14 protein-coding genes are annotated in these 19,840 nt (G+C 70.2%); 8 read left to right on the forward strand and 6 right to left on the reverse strand.

The annotated features are described in order from the left end of the window. Positions 1-17: 17 nt before the first annotated feature. The 5 genes from argB to EES42_RS29940 all read right to left on the reverse strand — a co-directional run bounded on the left by argB (position 18) and on the right by EES42_RS29940 (position 8,406). Complete coding sequence (gene argB, locus EES42_RS29920; protein WP_124721395.1) at positions 18-926, reverse strand: acetylglutamate kinase; 909 nt, start codon at positions 924-926, stop codon at positions 18-20. Between the two features lie 67 nt (positions 927-993). Then, positions 994-2,268, reverse strand: a complete 1,275-nt coding sequence (locus tag EES42_RS29925; protein WP_241196654.1) for a hypothetical protein — start codon at positions 2,266-2,268, stop codon at positions 994-996. 14 nt (positions 2,269-2,282) lie between these two features. Then, the gene (locus EES42_RS29930; RefSeq protein WP_241196655.1) at positions 2,283-5,645 is read right to left on the reverse strand and encodes an outer membrane protein assembly factor BamB family protein; all 3,363 of its coding nucleotides are present in this window, start codon (positions 5,643-5,645) and stop codon (positions 2,283-2,285) included. Positions 5,646-5,782: 137 nt separating this feature from the next. Next, positions 5,783-7,288: a long-chain-fatty-acid--CoA ligase gene (locus EES42_RS29935; RefSeq protein WP_124721396.1), complete on the reverse strand. Its 1,506-nt coding sequence runs from the start codon at positions 7,286-7,288 to the stop codon at positions 5,783-5,785. 32 nt (positions 7,289-7,320) lie between these two features. Beyond that, positions 7,321-8,406 carry a TauD/TfdA family dioxygenase gene (locus EES42_RS29940; protein WP_124721397.1) on the reverse strand — a complete coding sequence of 362 codons (1,086 nt, stop codon included), beginning with the start codon at positions 8,404-8,406 and terminating at the stop codon, positions 7,321-7,323. A gap of 319 nt (positions 8,407-8,725) precedes the next feature. Here EES42_RS29940 and EES42_RS29945 point away from each other — a divergent pair, with 319 nt between their 5' ends. The 7 genes from EES42_RS29945 (at position 8,726) to EES42_RS29975 (ending at position 17,292) form a co-directional block, all read left to right on the forward strand. Next, complete coding sequence (locus EES42_RS29945) at positions 8,726-9,748, forward strand: AraC family transcriptional regulator (RefSeq protein WP_124721398.1); 1,023 nt, start codon at positions 8,726-8,728, stop codon at positions 9,746-9,748. Positions 9,749-10,160: 412 nt separating this feature from the next. After that, the gene (locus EES42_RS29950) at positions 10,161-11,219 is read left to right on the forward strand and encodes a beta-keto acid cleavage family enzyme (protein ID WP_124721399.1); all 1,059 of its coding nucleotides are present in this window, start codon (positions 10,161-10,163) and stop codon (positions 11,217-11,219) included. Positions 11,220-11,325: 106 nt separating this feature from the next. Then, positions 11,326-12,297 (forward strand): quinone oxidoreductase family protein, encoded by a 972-nt coding sequence (locus EES42_RS29955; protein WP_124721400.1) that lies wholly within the window; start codon positions 11,326-11,328, stop codon positions 12,295-12,297. Between the two features lie 85 nt (positions 12,298-12,382). Then, positions 12,383-13,300 carry a TauD/TfdA dioxygenase family protein gene (locus EES42_RS29960; RefSeq protein WP_124721401.1) on the forward strand — a complete coding sequence of 306 codons (918 nt, stop codon included), beginning with the start codon at positions 12,383-12,385 and terminating at the stop codon, positions 13,298-13,300. A gap of 30 nt (positions 13,301-13,330) precedes the next feature. Then, a complete protein-coding gene (locus EES42_RS29965) occupies positions 13,331-14,662 on the forward strand; it encodes an MFS transporter (RefSeq protein WP_124721402.1) in 1,332 nt (443 codons plus the stop codon). Continuing rightward, positions 14,659-15,255, forward strand: coding sequence for an RBBP9/YdeN family alpha/beta hydrolase (locus EES42_RS29970; protein ID WP_124721403.1), 597 nt, complete (start codon positions 14,659-14,661; stop codon positions 15,253-15,255). Before EES42_RS29965 ends, EES42_RS29970 begins: the two co-directional genes overlap by 4 nt. A 45-nt stretch (positions 15,256-15,300) precedes the next feature. After that, positions 15,301-17,292, forward strand: a complete 1,992-nt coding sequence (locus EES42_RS29975; protein WP_124721404.1) for an acetoacetate--CoA ligase — start codon at positions 15,301-15,303, stop codon at positions 17,290-17,292. Positions 17,293-17,340: 48 nt separating this feature from the next. On the opposite strand, the gene EES42_RS29980 is transcribed toward EES42_RS29975, so the two are convergent. Then, the gene (locus EES42_RS29980; protein WP_206433636.1) at positions 17,341-18,324 is read right to left on the reverse strand and encodes a helix-turn-helix domain-containing protein; all 984 of its coding nucleotides are present in this window, start codon (positions 18,322-18,324) and stop codon (positions 17,341-17,343) included. Positions 18,325-18,537: 213 nt separating this feature from the next. On the opposite strand from EES42_RS29980, the gene EES42_RS29985 reads away from it, so the two are divergent. Then, positions 18,538-19,840, forward strand: a 1,303-nt coding sequence (locus tag EES42_RS29985) for an aminopeptidase P family protein (protein WP_164495363.1), incomplete at its 3' end; no start/stop codon positions are given.

Genomic DNA, 19,840 nt, shown 5'->3' on the forward strand with positions numbered 1-19,840 from the left:
GCGGGTTCGCGCCCGGGTCAGGCGGTGTCGGCGCCGTGGTCCGGGCCGTCGCCGGGAACCACGGTGGTGCCGGGGACGGACTCGCCGAGGACGCCGTGGAGCACGGCGTGCGGCACGCGGCCGTCGAGCACCTGCGCCTTGCGCACACCGCCGCGGACGGCCCGCAGGCAGCCCTCCATCTTCGGCAGCATTCCGCCTGCCAGACCCGGCAGCAGATCGTCCAGCGCATCGGCCGTCAACTGCTCTATCACCTCGGTGCTGTGCGGCCAGTCCGCGTACAGCCCGGCCACATCGGTGAGCATCACCAGCCGCTCGGCGTCGAGGGCCACGGCGAGTGCCGACGCGGCCAGGTCGGCGTTGACGTTGTAGACCTCTCCGCCCTCGCCGCGCGCCACGGGGGAGACCACCGGGATGTGTCCCTGCTCCAGGAGGGTGCCCACCATGCCCGGGTTGACGTCCACGACTTCGCCGACGAGGCCGATGTCCACCGCCCGGCCGTCCACCTGGGCCGGCCGCCGCACCGCCGTCATGGTGTGCGCGTCCTCGCCGGTCATGCCCACGGCGTAGGGCCCATGGGTGTTGATGTGACCGACCAGTTCCCGCTGGACCCGGCCGCTCAGCACCATGCGCACCACCTCCATGGTCTCCGGAGTGGTGACCCGCAGGCCCGCCTCGAAGCGGGTCTCCAGGCCGAGGCGGTCGAGCATCGAGCTGATCTGCGGTCCGCCGCCGTGGACGACGACCGGGCGCAGGCCCGTGTGCCACAACTCCACGACGTCCCGGGCGAAGGTCCGTTGCAGCTCCGCGTCCACCATGGCGTTGCCGCCGAACTTGACGACGACCGTGCCGCTTCGCGGTTCCTCCCGCCGGAGATGCGGCCTCGCGGACGGATGTGCGCTCGCGTACTCCGTGACGACCGGTCCCATGTCTGCCCCCACCCTGGTCGTTCGTCCGAATCTCCGATTTCGCTTAACTTAGCCTAACCTAAGTGTGTTACGCAGAGAGTTGTCCCATCGCGATCGCGGCGGCCACCACGCCTCCGGCCGTCACCGCCGAGGCGGCGAACAGCGGGATCCTCGGTGTCCAGGTACGCAGCAGCGAGGAGCGGGAGACGCGGTTCAGCAGTGCGTCCCGGCCGCGCAGCACGATCAGGCCGACGCCCGTCAGGGTGAGGGCCATGCCCAAGCCGAAGGCGGCCACCATCGCGAGGGCGAAGCCGACCCTGCCCGTGAGCAGCCCGGTGAGCAGGACCAGAAAGGCGGACGGCGAGGGCAACAGGCCGCCGGAGGCGCCGAGTAGGACCAGGCCCCGCCAGGTGAGCAGCGAGGGGGCGTCAGGAATGTGGTGGCTGTGCCCATGTCCGTGATCGTGCGCGTGTCCGTGTTCGTGCCTGTGTCCGTGTTCGTTCTCTCCCTCGTGGTGATGGGCATGGTGGTGTCCTCGGTGCCGCAGATTCCGTCGCAGCAGGCTGACGCCCACCCCCGCCACCACCAGCGCACCGGCCAGTTGCAGCCATCCCGTCAGCGCCTTCATGTCCGGCGCGTTCTTCGCCGCCAGCCACCAGCCGATCGCCAGGGCGGCGACCGAGAGCGTGTGCATCACGGCGACGATGCCCCCGAGCCACACCGCGTCCCGCGGTCTGCCCCGGCCGCCCACCAGATATCCGGCGGCCAGCGACTTGCCGTGCCCGAGGGCGCAGGCGTGCAGCGCGCCCACGGCCGCCGCCACGAGCAGCGCGACGGGAAGGGCCACCCCGCGGTCGAGCAACGAGCTGAGATCGCTGGTCCAACTCCCGCCCGCTGAGGGCGAGTCGGCGCGCACCTCGGACTTCAGCGCCAGTGTGCGCGTCGGCTCCTTCGCCGTGTGCAGCCCGCCGCCGCCCAGATCGGTCACCGACAGCGTCCGGTAGGCGGGGTCGATGTCCGTCAGCGCGGTGACCGTCAGTGTGATCCGGTCCACCGGGTTAGGGCAGGCGAAGTGGAGGGTCATGCCGTCCACCCGGTCCGTCCGGCAGGGGCTGCCGTCCTGGCGTACGACGATGTGGGCGCGCAGATAGCCCGTCACATCGCCGTCGGAGCGCTTCCGCAGGACGGCGACATCGTCCTGCTGCGCGGACCAGGTCGCCTCCACGGCGGAGGGGCCGGTCGCCTCGACCCGGACGACGGGGGGTGTGCCGAAGGGGTGCGCCTGGGCCGTCCCCGCGCTGCCGAACAGCAGCGCGGGGACGGCGGCCAGCAGGAGCAGCACCCCGGTGCGGAGTGATCGCACGGTGGTGCTTCCTCTCAGTTCCGGCGCGAGGCCAGCGCGTGGACCGTGCCGTCGTCCGTGAGGACGAAGACCCAGTCACCGCTGACGGAGAGGGCCGACGCGACGCCCGCGCCGAGGTTGTACGCGGCGAGCTGCCGGCCGGTGGCGCGGTCCAGGACGAGCAGCCGCCCGTCCCACGTCCCCACGTACACCAGCTTCCCGGTCACCAGCGGATGCATCGTCGGCGAACCGTCCCCCGCCGAACACCCCATGGCCACCCGCCACTTGTCGTCCAGCGGGCTCTCCCCGGGCAGATAGCCGGCCCTGGTCTCCCACACCGGCTTCGAGGGATCGGCCGCGCTCGTGTCGTAGGCGCGTACGACACCGTCCCGCCCTGCCACGTAGGCGATGTCGCCCCGGACGGCCGGGCTGCTGAGCGGGGCGCGCCCCGGCTCGCAGGTGCTGCCGCCGCCCAGCTTGGACTCCCAGGTCACCGCACCCGACTGCGGGTCGTGCCCACGGACGCCGGAAGCGGTGAAGGTGACCAGCTTCGCCGGGCCCGACGCGGGGTCGGTGAGCACGGGCGACGAGTGGCTGTCGATGTCGCCCGCGGTGTCCTTCGCCCACAGCTGCTTGCAGCTCGTCAGGTCCATGGCGATGACCGTGTTGCTCGACGAGGAGTGCAGATAGGCGGTGTCGGAGCCGGGCTCGCGCACCGCGGTGCTGTGGGACTGGCCCCAGGAGGCGGCGGCGCCGAAGCCGCCGGGCAGCAGGGTGCCCGTCCGCGCGTCACGGCAGCGGACGGTGTCCCAGTCCTGGTAGACGGCCACCGTGCGGTCCTGCCCGGTGAGCGCGAAGACACTGACCGGTCCGCCCGCGCGGCCGTAACGGCGCACCGTGTCGCCGTGCCGCTCCTCGCGGTCGATCGACTCCCAGGCGACATGGCCGTCCCGGACGTCCAGTGCGTAGATCCGTCCGACACCGGTCGTCAGGTACACCCGCCCGTCGTGGAGCGTGGGCGCCGATTCGGCGTCGCCGTCCAGGTAGGTGCGCCAGATCTCCCGCCCGGACCTGATGTCGTAGGCGAGCATCATGCTGTACGGCGAGTCGAACGCGCGGGACGAGACGATCACCTTGCCGTCCGCGACCACCGAGCCGTTCAGGTTGAACTGCTCGCCGGTGTGCCGGGCCCACTTCAGGTCCAGCTCGGGGCCCGGCCCGTCGGCGGACGAGGACCGTCCGGCCTCGTCACCGCCCTGCCGGAGCCAGTTCTGCCCGGTCCTCGGCTCGGGGAGCTGCGACTGCCGTACGACGTCGAAGGTGCTCCGGAGCGCGGGAAGCGCGGGGAACGCCTTGCCCCGGGTGTCGTACACGGTCGTGCTCGCGGTGTACGTGCCGGGCCGCAGCCCGTGCAGTGTGCCGCTCGCCCGGGTCCATGCCCCGCGTGCGTCGGGGCACGGCTCGGGCCTGCCGCCCGGCGGGGTGTAGCAGTTCTCGATGCCGGGCCTGCCGGATTCCCGGCCGAAGCGCAGGCTCGTCCGCTTCACCACGTGCCCGCGGCGGTCCCGTACGGTCACCAAGGCTCTGGCCGGGGTGCGGCCGTCGTCCTCGGCGTACACCTCGACGGGGACTCCGGCGGCCGAGCCGTGCACGCCGTGCTGTGCCGGGCTGACCAGCGCGCTGTCGTCGTCGATGTCGAACTGCCGGTGGACGCCGGTGACATGACCGGTGTCCTCGTTGCGGCGGGTGTGCGGATCGTCCGTGATCCCGGTGAAGTCCAGCACCTTGTAGTCGGGGTGGGCGCCGTCGATCCCGTAGGTGCCCTGGTTGTTGATCTCCACCGACCGTTCGAAGGCACCCCGGCGGAATTCGGCCTGCTGGTTGTGGCCCGCGGCGACCATCCGGACGTCGTACTTGGCCAGTTCGTCGATGGTCGGCTGCATGCCGGTCCCCGGGCCCCACTGGGTGAACAGCGAGCGATGCGCGAAGACGAACACCTGCTTGCCGACCGCGTGCCGGGCCAGGTCCCCGCGCAACCACTCCAGCTGCGGCTTCAGCCCGCTCGCGTCGTAGTTGTCCTCCAGGACGACGATGTGCCTGCCGTTGCGGTCGAAGCTGTACCACTCGGGGGCGATGTTGCGGCGGTAGTACTCCATGCTGCCGGCGTAGCCCTGGGAGGTGGCCGTGCCGCCGAAGTCGTGGTTGCCCATGACCGGGTAGAAGGGGTGGCCGAGCCGCCCCTGCTCCAGGCCCTTGCTGAAGAGGTCGTACGCGCCCTGGCGGCGCGGCTCCTCGGCGTAGTCCGTGACGGTGAGGTCACCGGTCGCGATCTGCATCGTCGCGCCGTCGACCTCGGACATCGCTTGGACCTGACCCGTCCACTGGGGCAGTGCCGTGCGCGCCTCGGCGTCGGTGCGGTTGCCGACCTCGGGGTCGGAGTTCATGACCCAGGTCTCGGTGGGGTCCGAGGCGTTGCGGTCCGGTACGAGCGCGAAGTCGACGCCCCTGCCGCCAGTCTCGGGGACCTTGTGGAAGAACTGCGGGATGTAGTCCTTGCGGAGTGCGGGCGTGTAGCCGTCGGGCGAGACGATGCTGACGAGGTCCGTCTCGCGCCGGCCCGGATCGATGGCGAGGGAGTACGAGCCGTCCGCGCCGGTCGTGGTCCACACGGCGCCGTCGGTGACATCGACGCCGGACATGGCGCGCTCGCCCCTGTCCCGCCTGCCGTTGCCGTTGGTGTCCTTGAAGACGGTGCCCTCGACGGTGACGGTGGCCGGTGCCGTGTCGTCGGCCATCGCCGCCTGCGGAGCGAGGCAGGACAGCGCGACGGCACCCACGGTGGCCAGCTGGAACCGGCGGCGGGTGCGCAGCGACCGCAGCAGGGCGGGCAGCCGCAGCGCGGCGAGTACGAGCACGATGCCGGCCGCCACCGCGAGAGCCACGGTCAGCCACGGGAAACGGGGCAGCGCGTGCGCGCCCTTGGCGTCGACCAGCGGCGTGGCCGCGGAGGCGTCGACCGTCGTGCCGTCGAACTCGACGACGACCTGGGTCAGTCCGCCCTTGTCGATGAGCGGGCTCAGGTCGAGCGCGTCGACGTGACAGCTCCACGCCAGCTCGATCACTACCCCGCCGGGCACCCCGCCGTTGTCGCCGGGAACGCCGGATCCGGTGGCCGGGCAGCCGGCCGGCAGCAGCCGGTTCGCCCAGGCTCCGGCCTGCTCCGGGGACACGAGGTCGCGGTGGACGATGAGTCGGCCGCTGGTGACGTCGTCCCCGGTGGCGACGACGAGTTCTGCGTGCTGGCGCGAGACGTGCGCCAGCGCGGGCTGGGCGCCGATGCCCAGCACGAGGAACAGCAGCGCGAGACAGAGCCCTGCCGCTGTGCGTATACGTTTCATAAAGGCGGACGTTAGTCAGTGACCGCCGCTTTTCGGCCAAGATCGAACAGCTTTCATCAAGCTGTCCATGAGTGTTCAGCTACGAGTACCGGCGGTCGCGTCGGCCGGCTTCGGATCCGGTACGGAAACGGGCCGGTTCAGCGGTCGATCGTCCGGTGTCCCAGGACGATCTCGCGCTTGAGGATCTTGCCGGTGGCGCCCTTGGGGAGACGGTCGGTGAACGTGATGATCCGGGGGTACTTGTAGGCGGCCACGCGCTCTCTGACGTAGTCGCGCAGCTGATCGGCCGTGGCCCGTTCACCGTCCCGGAGCGTTACCACGGCAGCCACCTCCTCCCCGTGCGTCCGGTGCGGCACACCGATCACCGCCGCCTCGGCGACGGCAGGGTGTCCGTACAGCACCTCCTCGATCTCACGCGGGTAGACGTTGTATCCGCCGCGGATGATGAGGTCCTTCTTCCGGTCGACGATGAAGCAGTAGCCGTCCCCGTCGACCCGGGCGAGGTCGCCGCTGTGGAACCATCCGTCCCGGAAGGCCTCCGCGGTCGCGCCGGGGCGGTTCCAGTAGCCCTTCATGACGTTCTCGCCGCGGATCGCGATCTCACCGACTTCGCCCGGACCGGCCGTGGTGCCTTCTTCCGTGACGAGCCTCAGCTCCACCCCTCGGACGGGCAGCCCGATCGAGCCGGGCTTGCGCGGCCGGTCCGGAGGGTTGAACACGGCGACCGGGGAAGTCTCCGAGAGTCCGTAGCCCTCCAGTACGGTCACGCCGAATTCCCGCTCGAAGCCGTGGAGTACTTCGACCGGCAGGGAAGCACCGCCGGAAACGGCCAGGTGCAGCCGTGGGAAGCCATGGCCGTCGGGGATCCCGGCGTTGAGCAGGGCCGTGTACATCGTGGGGACGCCCAGGAAGACGGTGACCCCGTCCCGGTGCAGGATCTCCAGAGCCTTCGCCGGATCGAACCGCGGCAGCAGGGTCAGGGTGGCGCCCGCGGCGACGGCCGTGTTGAGGGCGCAGGTCTGCCCGAAAGCGTGGAACAGCGGCAGCCCGCCGAACAGTACGTCGTCCGGCCCGACGCGGATCAGTGTGCCGACCGTGGTCGCCGCGTTGGTCATCAGATTGCGGTGGGTCAGTTCGGCGCCCTTCGGGGTGCCTGTCGTACCCGAGGTGTAGAGGATCACGGCGGTGTCGTCGGCGGCCCGCTCGACGATTCCGGACATCGGTGCGGCGGTCCGCGTCAGGATGTCGGACGCCGTCGGGTCCGTGGCCAGACATCGGGCTCCGGCCGCCGCGGCGGCCACCGCGGCCTCGTCGGCGAACAGCGGGGACGCCACCACGACGCGGGCCCCCGAATCCCGGAGGGTGAACTCGATCTCACGGGCCTTCAGCAGCGGGTTCATCGGGACCACCACGGCGCCTGCGCGGAGGATGCCGTAGTACGCGACGGGGAAGCAGGTGACATTGGGCATCACCAGCGCCACACGATCGCCCGGACGGACGCCCTCGGACTGCAACAGGGTGGCGAACCGGGCGCTCGCATCGTCGAGTTGGCCATAGGTGAGCACGGTCTCGTCCTGGCGGACAGCGATGCGGTCACCGTCGGCGGAGGCGGAGTCCGTCAGGAGTGAGGCGAGATTGTTCATTCGGCATCCTCTTCGGTCTGAGCCGGTGACGGTCACCATCGGCTGCGGGAGCCGCTGCGGCTCGCCGGGTTCCGCGGCGCGATCACGTCACGCGGTGTGATCCCGCCGCGGCCGGCGCGGTCGGAAGCGACGGGTGGACTTCCCCAGAAGCTCTGCGGCAGATCGCGTCCCTGACGCACGGCCAGCCACAGCCGCAGCACGTGGCGCTTCAGCTCCGGTGCGGCGAAGTCCTCGTACTCGGTGCGGGAATGAAGCACCGCGTGGTTGTTGAGCAGCAGCAGGTCGCCCGCCTCGAAGTCGACATCGAGCCGGAATTCCGGGGACTCGGCCAGTTCGTCGACGAGGTCGAACAGCTCCACATCCGCCCGCTCCGGACGGGGCACGCCGGAAAAGCGCTGGGCGGACTCCAGATAGCAGCGGTTGTACCGCAGGCTGAGCTTCCCTCCGTCCCAGAAAGCGAACGGAACCGCTGAGTAGGGGAGTTCACCGGGAGGCTGCTCCCCCCGGCGGTCCAGGAAGTGTGTGCGGTACAGGCGCTCGACCAGATCCGGCCGCCGCGCCAGCACGGCGTTGTACACGGCCGCCGAGCTGACGACGGCTGTCCGCGCGCCGGTGCGTGCCGCTCGCAGACACAACAGCCCGAGTACATCGGAACCGTCGGTGTGAAACGGCAGCCGCGCTCTCGTCTGATAGCCGCGCGTCGCGGGATCGGCCATGGTGGCGCCGGTGTCCCGGGCATGACCGAGCATGTGGCCCGCGGCGTTCTGCGACACCGGGATGCCCAGATGCTGACCGAGCCCCCAGAAGACGGTGCTCGCCGCCGCCCGGCCGTACCGCTCCACCGGAATGCGCTTGACGAGTACGAAGCCCCGCCCGTTCTCCAATTCCTCGGAGAGCCGGGCCAGTTCACCGGCCAGCGTCGGCAGCGGGAAGTCGTCGGCGGTCACCTTCAGCAGCGGCAGGCCGCGCTCGCGCACCGACCGCAGAGCCGCGTCGAGTTCGCCGGTCCACGCCGGCGACAGCCGCAGGACCCACTCGGTGGAGTTCACCAGATCCGGGCCCTTCCACACGGCCGGCCCCGCGCAGGGGCGGCGCAGCACGTTGTCCACGCTCGTCATGGTGGCCTCACTCGGGTCGTGCATTCGTGCGGCCGGAACACTTCTGATCCCCAGGCGGAAGAATTACGCGGATCCGAACCGGGTCATTCCGTCGAGAGCTGCTCATCTGCATAGGATTCCCTGCCGATTTTCCAGAGGGCTGGTCAATGGTCGGAGTATTTGCCATGGTGTCCCCGCGGGATTTCCGATCGGCCGTGACACCGAATCCGGGAGGCGACCTCCGGTGCGGTGGTGCAACGCTAGGTCACGGCCCGGCGCATCGCTTTACTTGAGGTGACACCGTACTTATCATCTGGGGACAGAGCCTTGGAGTGCGCACTTGAAGCCACTGGTCCGCAATGCGGCGCTGAACGGCTACGTCGAGCTCAGTCGGTCCCTCGGTGTCGATCCGCAGGCGCTGATGAAGAGCGTGGGGCTGGACCCCGTGGGCCTCGCGGTCCAGGACAGATGGATCTCCGGCGTGGCCGTGGCCCAGCTGCTCGAACTCTCGGCGGCGGCCTCGCACCACGAGGACTTCGGCCTGCTCCTCGCCGAGCGCCGGCGCTTCGCCAACCTGGGGCCCATCAGCCTGGTCATCCGCGAGGAGCCCGACGTCCGCAGCGCACTCGGGCTGCTCATGCGGCATGACTACATGTACAACGAAATGCTCCGTAGCCGAGTCTCCGAGGCGAACGGCCTGGCCACCCTCAAATTGGGACTGGACCTGGGTGAGGCCATGGAAGCCCGGCAGGCCAAGGAGCTGGCCGTGGGCGCGTTCCATGGAGTCCTCCGTACATTCCTCGGCGCCCGGTGGCAGCCGGTCTCCGTATGTTTCACGCACAGTGCACCCGAAGACCCCGGTACTCACCGGCGTATCTTCGGCAGGGTGGCGGAATTCGACCGGGAATTCACCGGAATTGTTTTCTGTGCGAGCGACCTCGATACTCCCAACGCGATGTCGGACCCGCTGCTCCGGAACTACGCGCGCCAGTATTTCGAGTCCATCGCGGTCTCACGGGACACGACCGTGCCGGACCGTGTGCGCGAGTTGATCGAAGTCCTGCTGCCGAGCGGACGCTGTTCGATCGAGCAGGTCGCATCCAGCCTCGGCGTCGACCGGAGAACCGTCCACCGGCACCTGGCGGACTCCGGCGAGACGTTCTCCTCCCTCCTCAACGCGACACGTACCGAGCTCGCGGAGCAACTCGTGGCCAACCCGCGCCGCTCCCTGACGGAGATCGCCGGGCTGCTGGGATTCTCCGCACCGAGCGGCTTCTCACGCTGGTTCCGTGAGCAGTTCGGCAGCAGCCCGAGGGAGTGGCGCATCGGAAGGGCCAGGCAGCAGCACTCCGGCGAGGAGTGACCACCGGCGATCAGGAGCCGGACACCGGACGAAGCGGAACGCCGCCCCGCCCCGGACTTCCCGGGCCGGGGCGGGGCCGGCAGGCGAAGTCCCGGCCGGGGCGGCGCCGGCCGGGCAGAGCCCTGTCCCCAAGTGATAAGTCGGCTGTCACTCAGGGGAAAGCGCGGCACGTAACCCGCGCTTAACGTTGCATTACCGCAGGGGATACCGACGGCCCCCACAAGGAAGAGCAGGAACCCTGCTCGCAGCCGAGAGCCCCCTTTGGACTCGCTGATCGAATCCGAGCCGCCCAGCGGGCCCGGAAATCCCGTCCGCGACCTCACCCCGCCCCTCACCAGGGCCTTTCCGGCCCCGTACCCAGGGCAGAGGTGCGCGCGGCGAGTGAAGCCCCGTCCGACAAAGGAGATGGACCGTGCACTTCCTCGACGATTCCCTCTACCCGGAGAACCAGGAGAAACTGGTCATCCAGGCGGCCCCCTACGGGCCGGAATGGCTGCCCGGTGACGCCGACGACCTCCCGCTCACCATGGATGAGCATGTGCAGGCCGCCGTCGACTGTTACAACGCCGGCGCCACGGCATTGCACATCCATGTGCGGGAGTTGGACGGCCACGGCTCCAAGCGCATGTCCATGTTCAACGAGCTGATGGCCCGGCTGCGCGAAGCCGTGCCGGACATGATCCTCCAGATCGGCGGGTCGATCTCCTTCGCCCCCGAGGACGAGGGCGCCGATGCCAAGTGGCTCAGCTACGACACCCGCCACCTGCTCGCGGAGATCACCCCCAGCCCCGACCAGGTGACGATCGCGATCAACACCAACCAGATGAACATCGTCGAGCTCTTCGACGACGAGGACATCGAGGGCACCTCGATGGCCAAGCCCGCCTACTACAAGGCCTACCGGGACATGGTGGTCGAGGCAGGACCCGACTTCTATCTGGAGCACCTGGAGCGACTCCGCGCCAACGGCGTCCAGCCGCACTTCCAACTCGCCAACATGGCACAGCTGGAGACCGTGGAACGGCTGGTCCGCAAGGGCATCTACAACGGGCCGATGGTGCTCAACTACGTCGCCATCGGCGGCGGTTTCGCCGGCCGCCATCCGGCCGACCTGATCGAGTTCGTCCGACGCGTCCCGGACGGCGCCGTACTCAGCATCGAGGCGTCCATGCGTGCGGTGGCGCCGATGAACGCCATCGGCATCGCCCTCGGCACGCACGTACGGGTGGGCAACGAGGACAACCTGTGGCGGCGCAAGGGTGAGCGGATGTCCTCCGTGAAGCAGGTCGAACAGATGGTCCGGATCGCCGACGCGCTCGGCCGTGAGATCGCCACCGGCCCGGAAGCGAAGAAGATCTACAAGCTCGGCGAGTGGTACTCGGACACCGACGAGACCCTGGCGCAGCTCGGCATGGTGCCCAACCGGCGCCCCGGCCGGCGCGGATTCATGCAGCGCGACGCGAAGAGCTGACCCACCCCTCACCAGCGGCGGTCCGGGGGCCGACCCCGCGTCCGTCCCGGCCGGTCCGGGTCGGCCCGCGACCGCCGTACCCACACACCAGCGAACGGAGCAACCCGTGGCACACGCCATTCGCTTCCATGAGACCGGCGGCCCCGAAGTCATGCGGTGGGAGGAAGTCACCGTCGGCGACCCGGGCCCGGGCGAAGTACGGATCCGGCACATCGCCGTCGGACTCAACTTCGCCGACACCTACTTCCGCTCCGGTCTGTACCCGGCTCCGCTGCCCGCGGGGCTCGGCGTCGAGGCCGCCGGTGTGGTCGAGGCCGTGGGCGAGGGGGTGACGCACGTCGCCGAGGGCGACAACGTCACCTACACCGGCAGTCCGCTGGGGGCCTACAGCACCGAGCGGGTCATGCCCGCCGGGTCGCTGATCAGACTGCCGGACGGGATCAGCTGCGAGACCGCCGCCGCGATGACCATGCGCGGCCTCACCTCCGCCTACCTGCTGCGCCGGATCCACCCGCTGAAGCCCGGAGACACCGTGCTGCTCCACGCGGCGGCGGGAGGCGTCGGCCTGATCGTCTGCCAGTGGGCGAAGCTGCTCGGCATCAACGTGATCGGCACGGTCTCCAGCGAGGAGAAGGCCGAGGTCGCCCGCGCACACGGCTGCGACCAGATCATCCACTACCGTCGCGAGAACGTGGCCGAGCGGGTGCGGGAACTCACCGACGGCGCGGGGGTCCCCGTCGTGCTCGACAGCATCGGCAAGGACACCGTCGCCGGATCCATGGCCTCGCTCCGGCGCCGCGGCCTGCTGGTGTGTTTCGGTACGGCCTCCGGTGTGCCGCCCCTGGACGCCATGCAACTCGCCGTCCACGGCTCCCTGTTCGTGACCCGGCCCGCGCTGGCCGACTACATCGCGGAACCCGCGGAGCGGGACGCCCTGGCGGGCGAGCTGTTCGGGCATGTCGCCTCCGGACGTATCAAGATCCGGATCAACCAGCGCTACTCCCTCCAGGACGCGGTTCAGGCACACCGCGATCTGGAGGCTGGACGGACCACGGGATCCTCCGTCTTCGTCCTCTGAACACTCCGTGCCACGCACATCGAGACCGCCGTGCCCGGCACCTTCGAACACGCTGTGCCTCGCACCTCACCCCAGGAGTGAACACATGCCTCAGAAAACTCACCCGAGGGAAGCCGCGCCCGCCCTGGTGCGCCCGGGTGTTCTCCGTACATCGATCAGGGCCGAGCCGCTGACCTGCACCATCGGCGCCGAGCTCTTCGGCGTGAACCTCGGGGACGCCGCGCGCGACGACGACCTGTTCGCCGAGTTCAGGGAACTGCTGCTGAAGCACAAGGTCCTCTTCCTGCGGGACCAGGACATCACGCGCGCCGAGCACATCGCCCTCGCCTCCCGCTTCGGCCCGCTGGAGGACCACCCCGTGGCCGGCAGCGATCCCGACCACCCGGGACTGGTCCGTATCTACAAGGACCTGGACAGCAAGCCCGAGCACTACGAGAACGCCCTCCACTGCGACGCGACCTGGCGCGAGTGCCCGCCCATGGGGGCCGTGCTGCGCTGTGTGGAAACGCCCGACGTCGGCGGGGACACGGTCTGGGTCAACATGGCCGAGGCCTACCGCAGGCTGCCGGAGCACATCAGGACGCAGATCGCCGGTCTGCGCGCACGGCACAGCATCGAGGCGAGCTTCGGCGCCGTCATGCCCATGGACCAGCGCCACCGGCTGAAGGACCGGTACCCGGACGCGGAACACCCGGTGGTGCGCACCCACCCGGAGACCGGTGAGCAGATCCTCTTCGTCAACGCCTTCACCACCCACTTCGTCAACTTCCACACGCCCGAGAACGTGCGCTTCGGCCAGGACCACGCGCCCGGGGCGAGCAACCTCCTGAACTACCTGATCAGCCAGGCGGCCGTCCCCGAGTACCAGGTGCGCTGGCGCTGGCGGCCGAACAGCTTCGCCATCTGGGACAACCGCTCCACCCAGCACTACGCCGTCCAGGACTACTGGCCCGCCGTCCGCAAGATGGAGCGCGCCGGAATCGTCGGCGACAGAACCTTCTGAGCCCGGACCGGAGACGAGAAGGTGACGCCAATGGGAGTTCACACCGCCGGCACGACAGTGCCCGGCACGTCCCACGCCACGCCGGCCGCGTCCCGCGGGTATGCCCGGCTGGTGTTCGCGCTGAGTTTCGGACTCCTGCTGATCGACTACATGTCGCGGCAGGTCCTCAACGCGGTCTTTCCGCTGCTGAAGGCGGAATGGCTGCTCGACGACGCCCAACTGGGTTCGCTCAGCGGCATCGTGGCCCTGATGGTGGGGGTGCTCACCTTCCCCCTGTCGCTCCTGGCGGACCGCTGGGGCCGGGTCAGGAGCCTGGTCGTCGCCGCGACGGTGTGGAGCCTGGCGACGCTGGGCTGCGCCGTCGCCGCGAGCTACGGCCAGATGTTCCTGGGACGGTTCCTGGTCGGTGTCGGCGAGGCTGCCTACGGGAGTGTCGGCATCGCGGTGGTCCTCAGCGTCTTTCCCGTCACCCTGCGGGCCACACTCTCGGGTGCCTTCATCGCGGGAGGGGCCTTCGGATCCGTGCTGGGGGTGTCGGTCGGCGGCGTCGTCGCCCAGCACCTCGGCTGGCGCTGGGCGTTCGGTGTCATGGGAATCGCCGGACTGGTCATGGCCGCGGTCTACGGCGTCGTGGTCGAGGAGAAGAGACTGGGTCCGGGTACGGGCGGCAGCGGCGGCCCGTCCGGCGAACGGGCCCCGCTCCGGACCTTGCTGCCGCGGCTGTTCTCCTCGGTCTCCGTGCTCTGCGCCTACATCGGCAGCGGACTGCAGATGTTCATCGCGATGGCCCTGCTCGCCTGGATGCCCAGCTTCCTCAGCCGCTACTACGCCATGCCCACCGCGAAGGCCGGTGTGGTGGCCGGGGCCTTCGCCCTGATCACCGGGGCGGGCATGATCCTGAGCGGGTACGTCACCGACCGCCTCAGCCGGAGGGCGGGCGCCCGGAAGTGGACCGTCGCGATCAGCTGCAGTCTCGGGTCGCTCGTGCTGCTGACGGCCGGGTTCCACCTGCCGGCCGGCACCCCGCAGCTGCTGCTGATCGGGGCCGGAACCCTGCTGTCCAACGCCACGGCCGGCCCGGCGGCCGCGATGGTGGCGAATCTGACCCCCGCCGCCGTGGCGGCCACGGCCATGGCCACGCTCACCCTGGCCAACAGCCTGCTCGGGCTCGCCCCGGGGCCCGCGGTGACGGGCATGCTCGCCGACCGCATGGGCCTGCTCGGCGCCCTGCGACTGGTGCCCTTCGTCGCGGTCCTGAGCGGCGCGGCCTTCGTCATCGGCAAGCTCCGCTACGAGGGCGATCTACGCCGCCTGGCCCTGCTTCCCGCCGCGACTCTCATGAAACCGGAGCCTTCGACATGAGTCCCACCGCACCACCGACGGTCGTCATCGTTCCCGGACTGCGCGATCACGTGCCGGATCACTGGCAGACCGTTCTCGCCGACCGGATCGCCGGTGCCCGGACCGTCCCGCCGCTGACGAGCGGCAGGCTGAGCTGCGGCGCCCAGGTCACCGCCCTGAACGAAGTGCTGTCGGACATCGCCGGTCCGGTCGTCGTGGTCGCCCACAGCGCCGGGGTCATGACCGTCGCGCACTGGGCGCGACGGCACCGGCGTCCGATCGCGGGCGCGCTGCTGGCGACGCCGCCGGACTTCGGCACGCCGCTGCCCGAGGGCCACCCCACACCGGAGGCCCTGCGCGAGAACGGCTGGCTGCCCGTGCCACGGACAACCCTGCCCTTCCCCAGCATCGTCGCGGCGAGCACCGACGACCCCCTGGCCGATTTCGACCGCGTCGCCGAGCTGGCCCGGGCATGGGGGAGCCGTCTCGTGGATCTCGGCCCGGTCGGACACCTCAACCCCGCGTCCGGCCACGGTGAATGGCCGCGCGCGGAAGAGCTCGTCCGCGAGCTCGGCCGAATCCCGTCCGAGGCGTCCGTCCGACGTCCGGTATGACCCGCACGCGGTACGACCCGCACGACACCGCCTCCGGAGGCGCTGATGAGCACCGAAACCGACCTGTTGTGGTCCCCGAGCCGCCCGGTGGCCGAAGGCTCCAACATCGCAGGCTTCATGCGCTGGCTGAGCAGCGCACGTGGACTGTCCTTCTCCGACTACACGGAGCTGTGGCGGTGGAGCACCACCGACGTGCCGGCGTTCTGGTCGGCCGTGTGGGAGTTCTACGACCTGGACGCCGTCAGCGGCTACCAGGAGGTGCTGGAGGATCCGTCGATGCCCGGGGCGTCCTGGTTCCCGGGGGCCCGGCTGAACTTCGCCGAGCGGTGCCTCGCCCGTGCCACCACCGCGCGGCCCGCCCTGATCAGTGTGCCGGAGGGCGGCGCACCCGTGGAGATGTCGTGGGAACAGCTGGGGCGCCGGGTCGCGGCGGTCGCCGCGTCCCTCCGGGAGATGGGCGTGGAGCCCGGTGACCGTATCGCCGGATACCTGCCGAACACGGCGGATGCCGTGGTCGCGTTGCTGGCCGGCGCCGCTGTCGGCGCGGTGTGGACGGTGTGCTCGCCGGACTTCGGAACGGGCAGCGTGCTCGCGCGACTGCGGCAGGCACGGCCGACGGTCCTGGTCGCGGCGGACGGATACCACTACGGGGGGAAGGAGTTCGACCGGCGCCCGGCGGTCGCCGAGATCGTGGACGGGCTGCCCACGGTCCGGCACCTGCTCGCGATCGATCACCTCCACACGTCCTCGGCCGGATCGCCGTGGTCGCGGCGGACGGCCGTGGAGCAGCACGCATGGGCCGACCTGGTGGAACGGCAGGCGGAACTCCGCTTCGCCGACGTCCCGTTCGACCACCCACTGTGGATTCTGTGGTCGTCCGGCACCACGGGCGTGCCGAAGGGCATCGTGCAGTCCCACGGCGGCATCGTCGTGGAGCTGCTCAAGGCCCTCGGACTCGGTGTCGACCTGCGGAGCGACGATCGCTTCTTCTTCCACACCTCCACCAGCTGGATGGTGTGGAACCTCATGGTCGGCGGTCTGCTGCACGGTGCCACGCTCGTCCTGTACGACGGCAGCCCCACCCGTCCCGATGCGAACGGCGTCTGGCGGGTCGCCCAGCAGACCGGTGCGACGATGGTCGGCGTGGGAGCGGCCTACCTCGTCGCCACGGAGAAGGCGGACACGGACCCGGTGGCTGAGGTGGACCTGAGCGCTGTGCGATCCATCCTGCAGACCGGATCGCCGATGCCCGAAAGCACATGGCGCTGGGTGTACGACCGTCTCGCCCCGCACGCGTGGCTGCAGTCGATCTGCGGAGGGACCGACATCTGTTCGGTGCTCGCCGGTGGTTCCCCACTGCTTCCCGTGCGTGCGAACCGGATCCAGTGCCCCGCGCTGGGAGTCGCCCTCGCCGCCTGGGGCCCCTCGGGCCGGCCGCTCGTCGGGCAGCAGGGAGAGCTGGTGGTGACGGCACCGCTGCCCTCGATGCCGCTGTACTTCGTCGGCGACCCCGAGAACCGCCGCTATCTGGAGAGCTACTTCGACGTATTTCCAGGAGTGTGGCGACACGGTGACTGGGTCACGGTCGACGCCGATCTGTCGGTCGTGGTGTCAGGGCGCTCCGACTCGACACTCAACCGCACGGGGGTACGGATGGGCTCCGCCGACATCTACGCCGTCGTCGAGCGGCTCCCACGGATCTCCGACAGCCTCGTCGTCGGTGCCGAACTCCGGGACGGCCGGTACTTCATGCCACTGTTCGTGGTCCTCGACGAGGGAGCGACCCTCGACGACGCGCTCCGGAACACCATTGCCACGTCGATCAGGCAGAGCCTGTCCCCCCGGCATGTTCCGGACGCCATCGTCGCGATCAGGGCCGTGCCGCGGACGCTGACGGGAAAGAAGCTGGAGGTTCCCGTCAAGCGCATCCTCCAGGGTGCCCAGGTCGCCGATGTGAGCGCCGAGGGCGCCGTCACCCATCCCGAAATGCTGGCCTGGTTCGCCGACTTCGCCACCGGCCCGGCCTCCCTCCCGTAGGGCGATGCCCGCCGCGTACCCGTCGGTGGCGCACTGGCCCTCGTGGTGTCACAGCCATCCGTTGCGCTGTGCCTGCAAGGCCATCTGGAAACGGTTCGCGGCGCCCAGCCGGGCCATCAGGATCTGAAGGCGGCGGAAGAGTGTGCGGCGGCTGATTCCCAACTCGCGGGCGATGACGTCGTCGCCCGCGCCGCCCGCCAGGAGCCACAGCAGGCGCCGGTCGGCGGGTTGCAGGCCGCCCGGGCGAGTGGTGCGGCCGTGGAACGGCAGGGCGTTGTGCCAGGACTGCTCGAACAGCGCCATGAGTGCGGAGAGCAGCCCGCAGGGCTGCACGATCAGCATGGTGTTGTGTACGTCCGCCTCCTGGATCGACAACGACACGAGTGCGTACGCCTCGTCGATGATCACGAGTTTGACCGGAACCGACGGCAGCACCCTGGCCTGCTCGCCGGCCTTGATGCACGGTTCGATGTCCTCCTTCAGGTGGCCCGGGTACTCCAGCGACTCCCGCGAGTACACGACCTGCTGCGTCACCCCTCTGGCGAGGGTGGCCAGCGCGTCGTCCGTGGACTCGGCCAGCGGGAAGTACGGCGGTGACTCGAACTGCCGGATCCGTTCGCGGGCGCTCGCCCAGGCCTGACGGATCCTGGGGCCGATCGCGTCGCCGGTGACGACCTCGACGAGATTGTCGTTGTACGCGGCGAGCCGCTGCCGCCGGAACGACTCGAACGCGCCCCCGACGGTGATGCGCGACTCCTCGACCTCGGCCGCCCGGTGCCGGGCGAGGACCTCCAGCCCGGCGGCCGGCGGAACCGGGGCCACCACGTCCGCGCCCTCCTCGGCGGCACTGGCCAGACCGGCATCGACCAGCGCGCCGTAAGCAGCCGCCAGCTCCGCACCGTCCAGACCGGCCGCGGCGGCGATCGAACTCAGCGGGGCGGGGGCCAGTTCGAGCAGTGCCAGATAGACCTGGCCCGCCTCGTGATCGATGCCCAGGAGCCGAAGCGCCTCACCGAGTCTCGCGTTCGTCATATGCCCCATTATCGACGCCTCCGGCCGGCAGCTGTGGCCGATCTGTGCCACTGGCACTCCTCGGCACCGAAGGCGCGCGGTGCGGGATACCGTCCTGGAGCCGCCGACGACCGGCGGCGGCGAGGGCGCCGAGCCGCACCGGGAGCACGTCTGTCCGTACGGCCCGCTCCACCGCTCGCCGCTGAGAAACCCACCCAGAGGAAGGCGTACGCCGTGGCCAAGGGCCGAAAGAATGGTCTCTACTCAGGGATCTCCGAGGAACTGTCCGCTCTGATGCGGACGGGCTGGGCGGACACCGAGCGGCACGACCTGCGGCTCGACGAACAGGCTCCGTACGCGGCCCGCCGCCGAGCCTCGCTCTCCGCGCGCTTCCCGGGCGAGCGCCTGGTGATCCCCTCCGGGAACCTCAAGGCCCGTTCGAACGACGACAGCTACCCGTTCCGTCCGTACACGGGCTACGTGCACATGACCGGGGACCAGGCCCGGGACGGTGCTCTCGTCCTCGAACCCCGGGCGGACGGCGGCCATGACGCCTACTGCTACCAGCTGCCGCGGGACAGCAGGGACAACGACGAGTTCTGGACCGGTGCCACGGCGGAGCTGTGGATGGGCCGGCGCCGCTCGCTCGCCGAGTCGGAGCTCGTGCTCGGTCTGCCCTGCCGGGACGTCCGCACGGCGGCCGACGACCTGGCCGCCGCCTCCGGCGCACCGACCCGGATCGTCCGGGGCATCGACCCGGCCCTGGAGGCCGCCGTCACCACCGACGAGGAGCGCGACGACGAGCTCGAAGAGGCGCTGAGCGACCTCCGCCTCGTCAAGGACGACTGGGAGATCGCAGAGCTCCGCAAGGCCGTGGACTCCACGGTTCGCGGATTCACCGACGTGATCGGTGAGCTCTCCGGCGCGATCGCGACGTCCGAGCGGTGGATCGAGGGCACCTTCTTCCGCCGCGCACGCCTTGAGGGCAATGCCCTCGGCTACGGCTCGATCTGCGCCGCGGGCGAGCACGCCACGATCATGCACTGGACGGACAACGACGGTCCGGTGCGCCCGGGGGAGCTGCTCCTGCTCGACGCAGGCGTGGAGACACACACCCTCTACACCGCCGATGTCACCCGCACGCTGCCGATCAGCGGCACCTTCACTCCTCTGCAGCGCAAGGTCTACGACGCGGTGTACGAGGCCCAGGAAGCCGGCATGGCGGCCGTCAAGCCGGGCGCCGCGTACCGGGACTTCCACGAGGCGTCCCAGCGCCACCTGGCGGCACGGCTGGTCGAGTGGGGCTTCATCGAGGGCCCGGCCGACCGTGCGTACGATCTCGGCCTCCAGCGCCGTTTCACGATGGCCGGCACCGGTCACATGCTCGGTCTGGACGTCCACGACTGTGCGCAGGCCCGGAACGAGGAGTACGTCGGCGGCGTGCTGGAGCCGGGCATGGTGCTCACCGTCGAGCCCGGCCTGTACTTCCAGCCGGACGACCTCACCGTGCCCGAGGAGTGGCGCGGCATCGGCGTCC

It is taken from the genome of Streptomyces sp. ADI95-17, from assembly GCF_003846175.1.
Lineage (GTDB): Bacteria > Actinomycetota > Actinomycetes > Streptomycetales > Streptomycetaceae > Streptomyces > Streptomyces sanglieri.

Bases quoted from the DNA above. Each gene is read 5' to 3' on its own strand.
- EES42_RS29935 (WP_124721396.1), bottom strand. From the start codon at position 7,288: ATGAACAATCTCGCCTCACTCCTGACGGACTCCGCCTCCGCCGACGGT.
- EES42_RS29930 (WP_241196655.1), bottom strand. From the start codon at position 5,645: ATGAAACGTATACGCACAGCGGCAGGGCTCTGTCTCGCGCTGCTGTTC.
- EES42_RS29975 (WP_124721404.1), top strand. From the start codon at position 15,301: ATGAGCACCGAAACCGACCTGTTGTGGTCCCCGAGCCGCCCGGTGGCC.
- EES42_RS29980 (WP_206433636.1), bottom strand. From the start codon at position 18,324: ATGACGAACGCGAGACTCGGTGAGGCGCTTCGGCTCCTGGGCATCGAT.
- EES42_RS29940 (WP_124721397.1), bottom strand. From the start codon at position 8,406: ATGACGAGCGTGGACAACGTGCTGCGCCGCCCCTGCGCGGGGCCGGCC.
- argB (WP_124721395.1), bottom strand. From the start codon at position 926: ATGGGACCGGTCGTCACGGAGTACGCGAGCGCACATCCGTCCGCGAGG.
- EES42_RS29960 (WP_124721401.1), top strand. From the start codon at position 12,383: ATGCCTCAGAAAACTCACCCGAGGGAAGCCGCGCCCGCCCTGGTGCGC.
- EES42_RS29965 (WP_124721402.1), top strand. From the start codon at position 13,331: ATGGGAGTTCACACCGCCGGCACGACAGTGCCCGGCACGTCCCACGCC.
- EES42_RS29970 (WP_124721403.1), top strand. From the start codon at position 14,659: ATGAGTCCCACCGCACCACCGACGGTCGTCATCGTTCCCGGACTGCGC.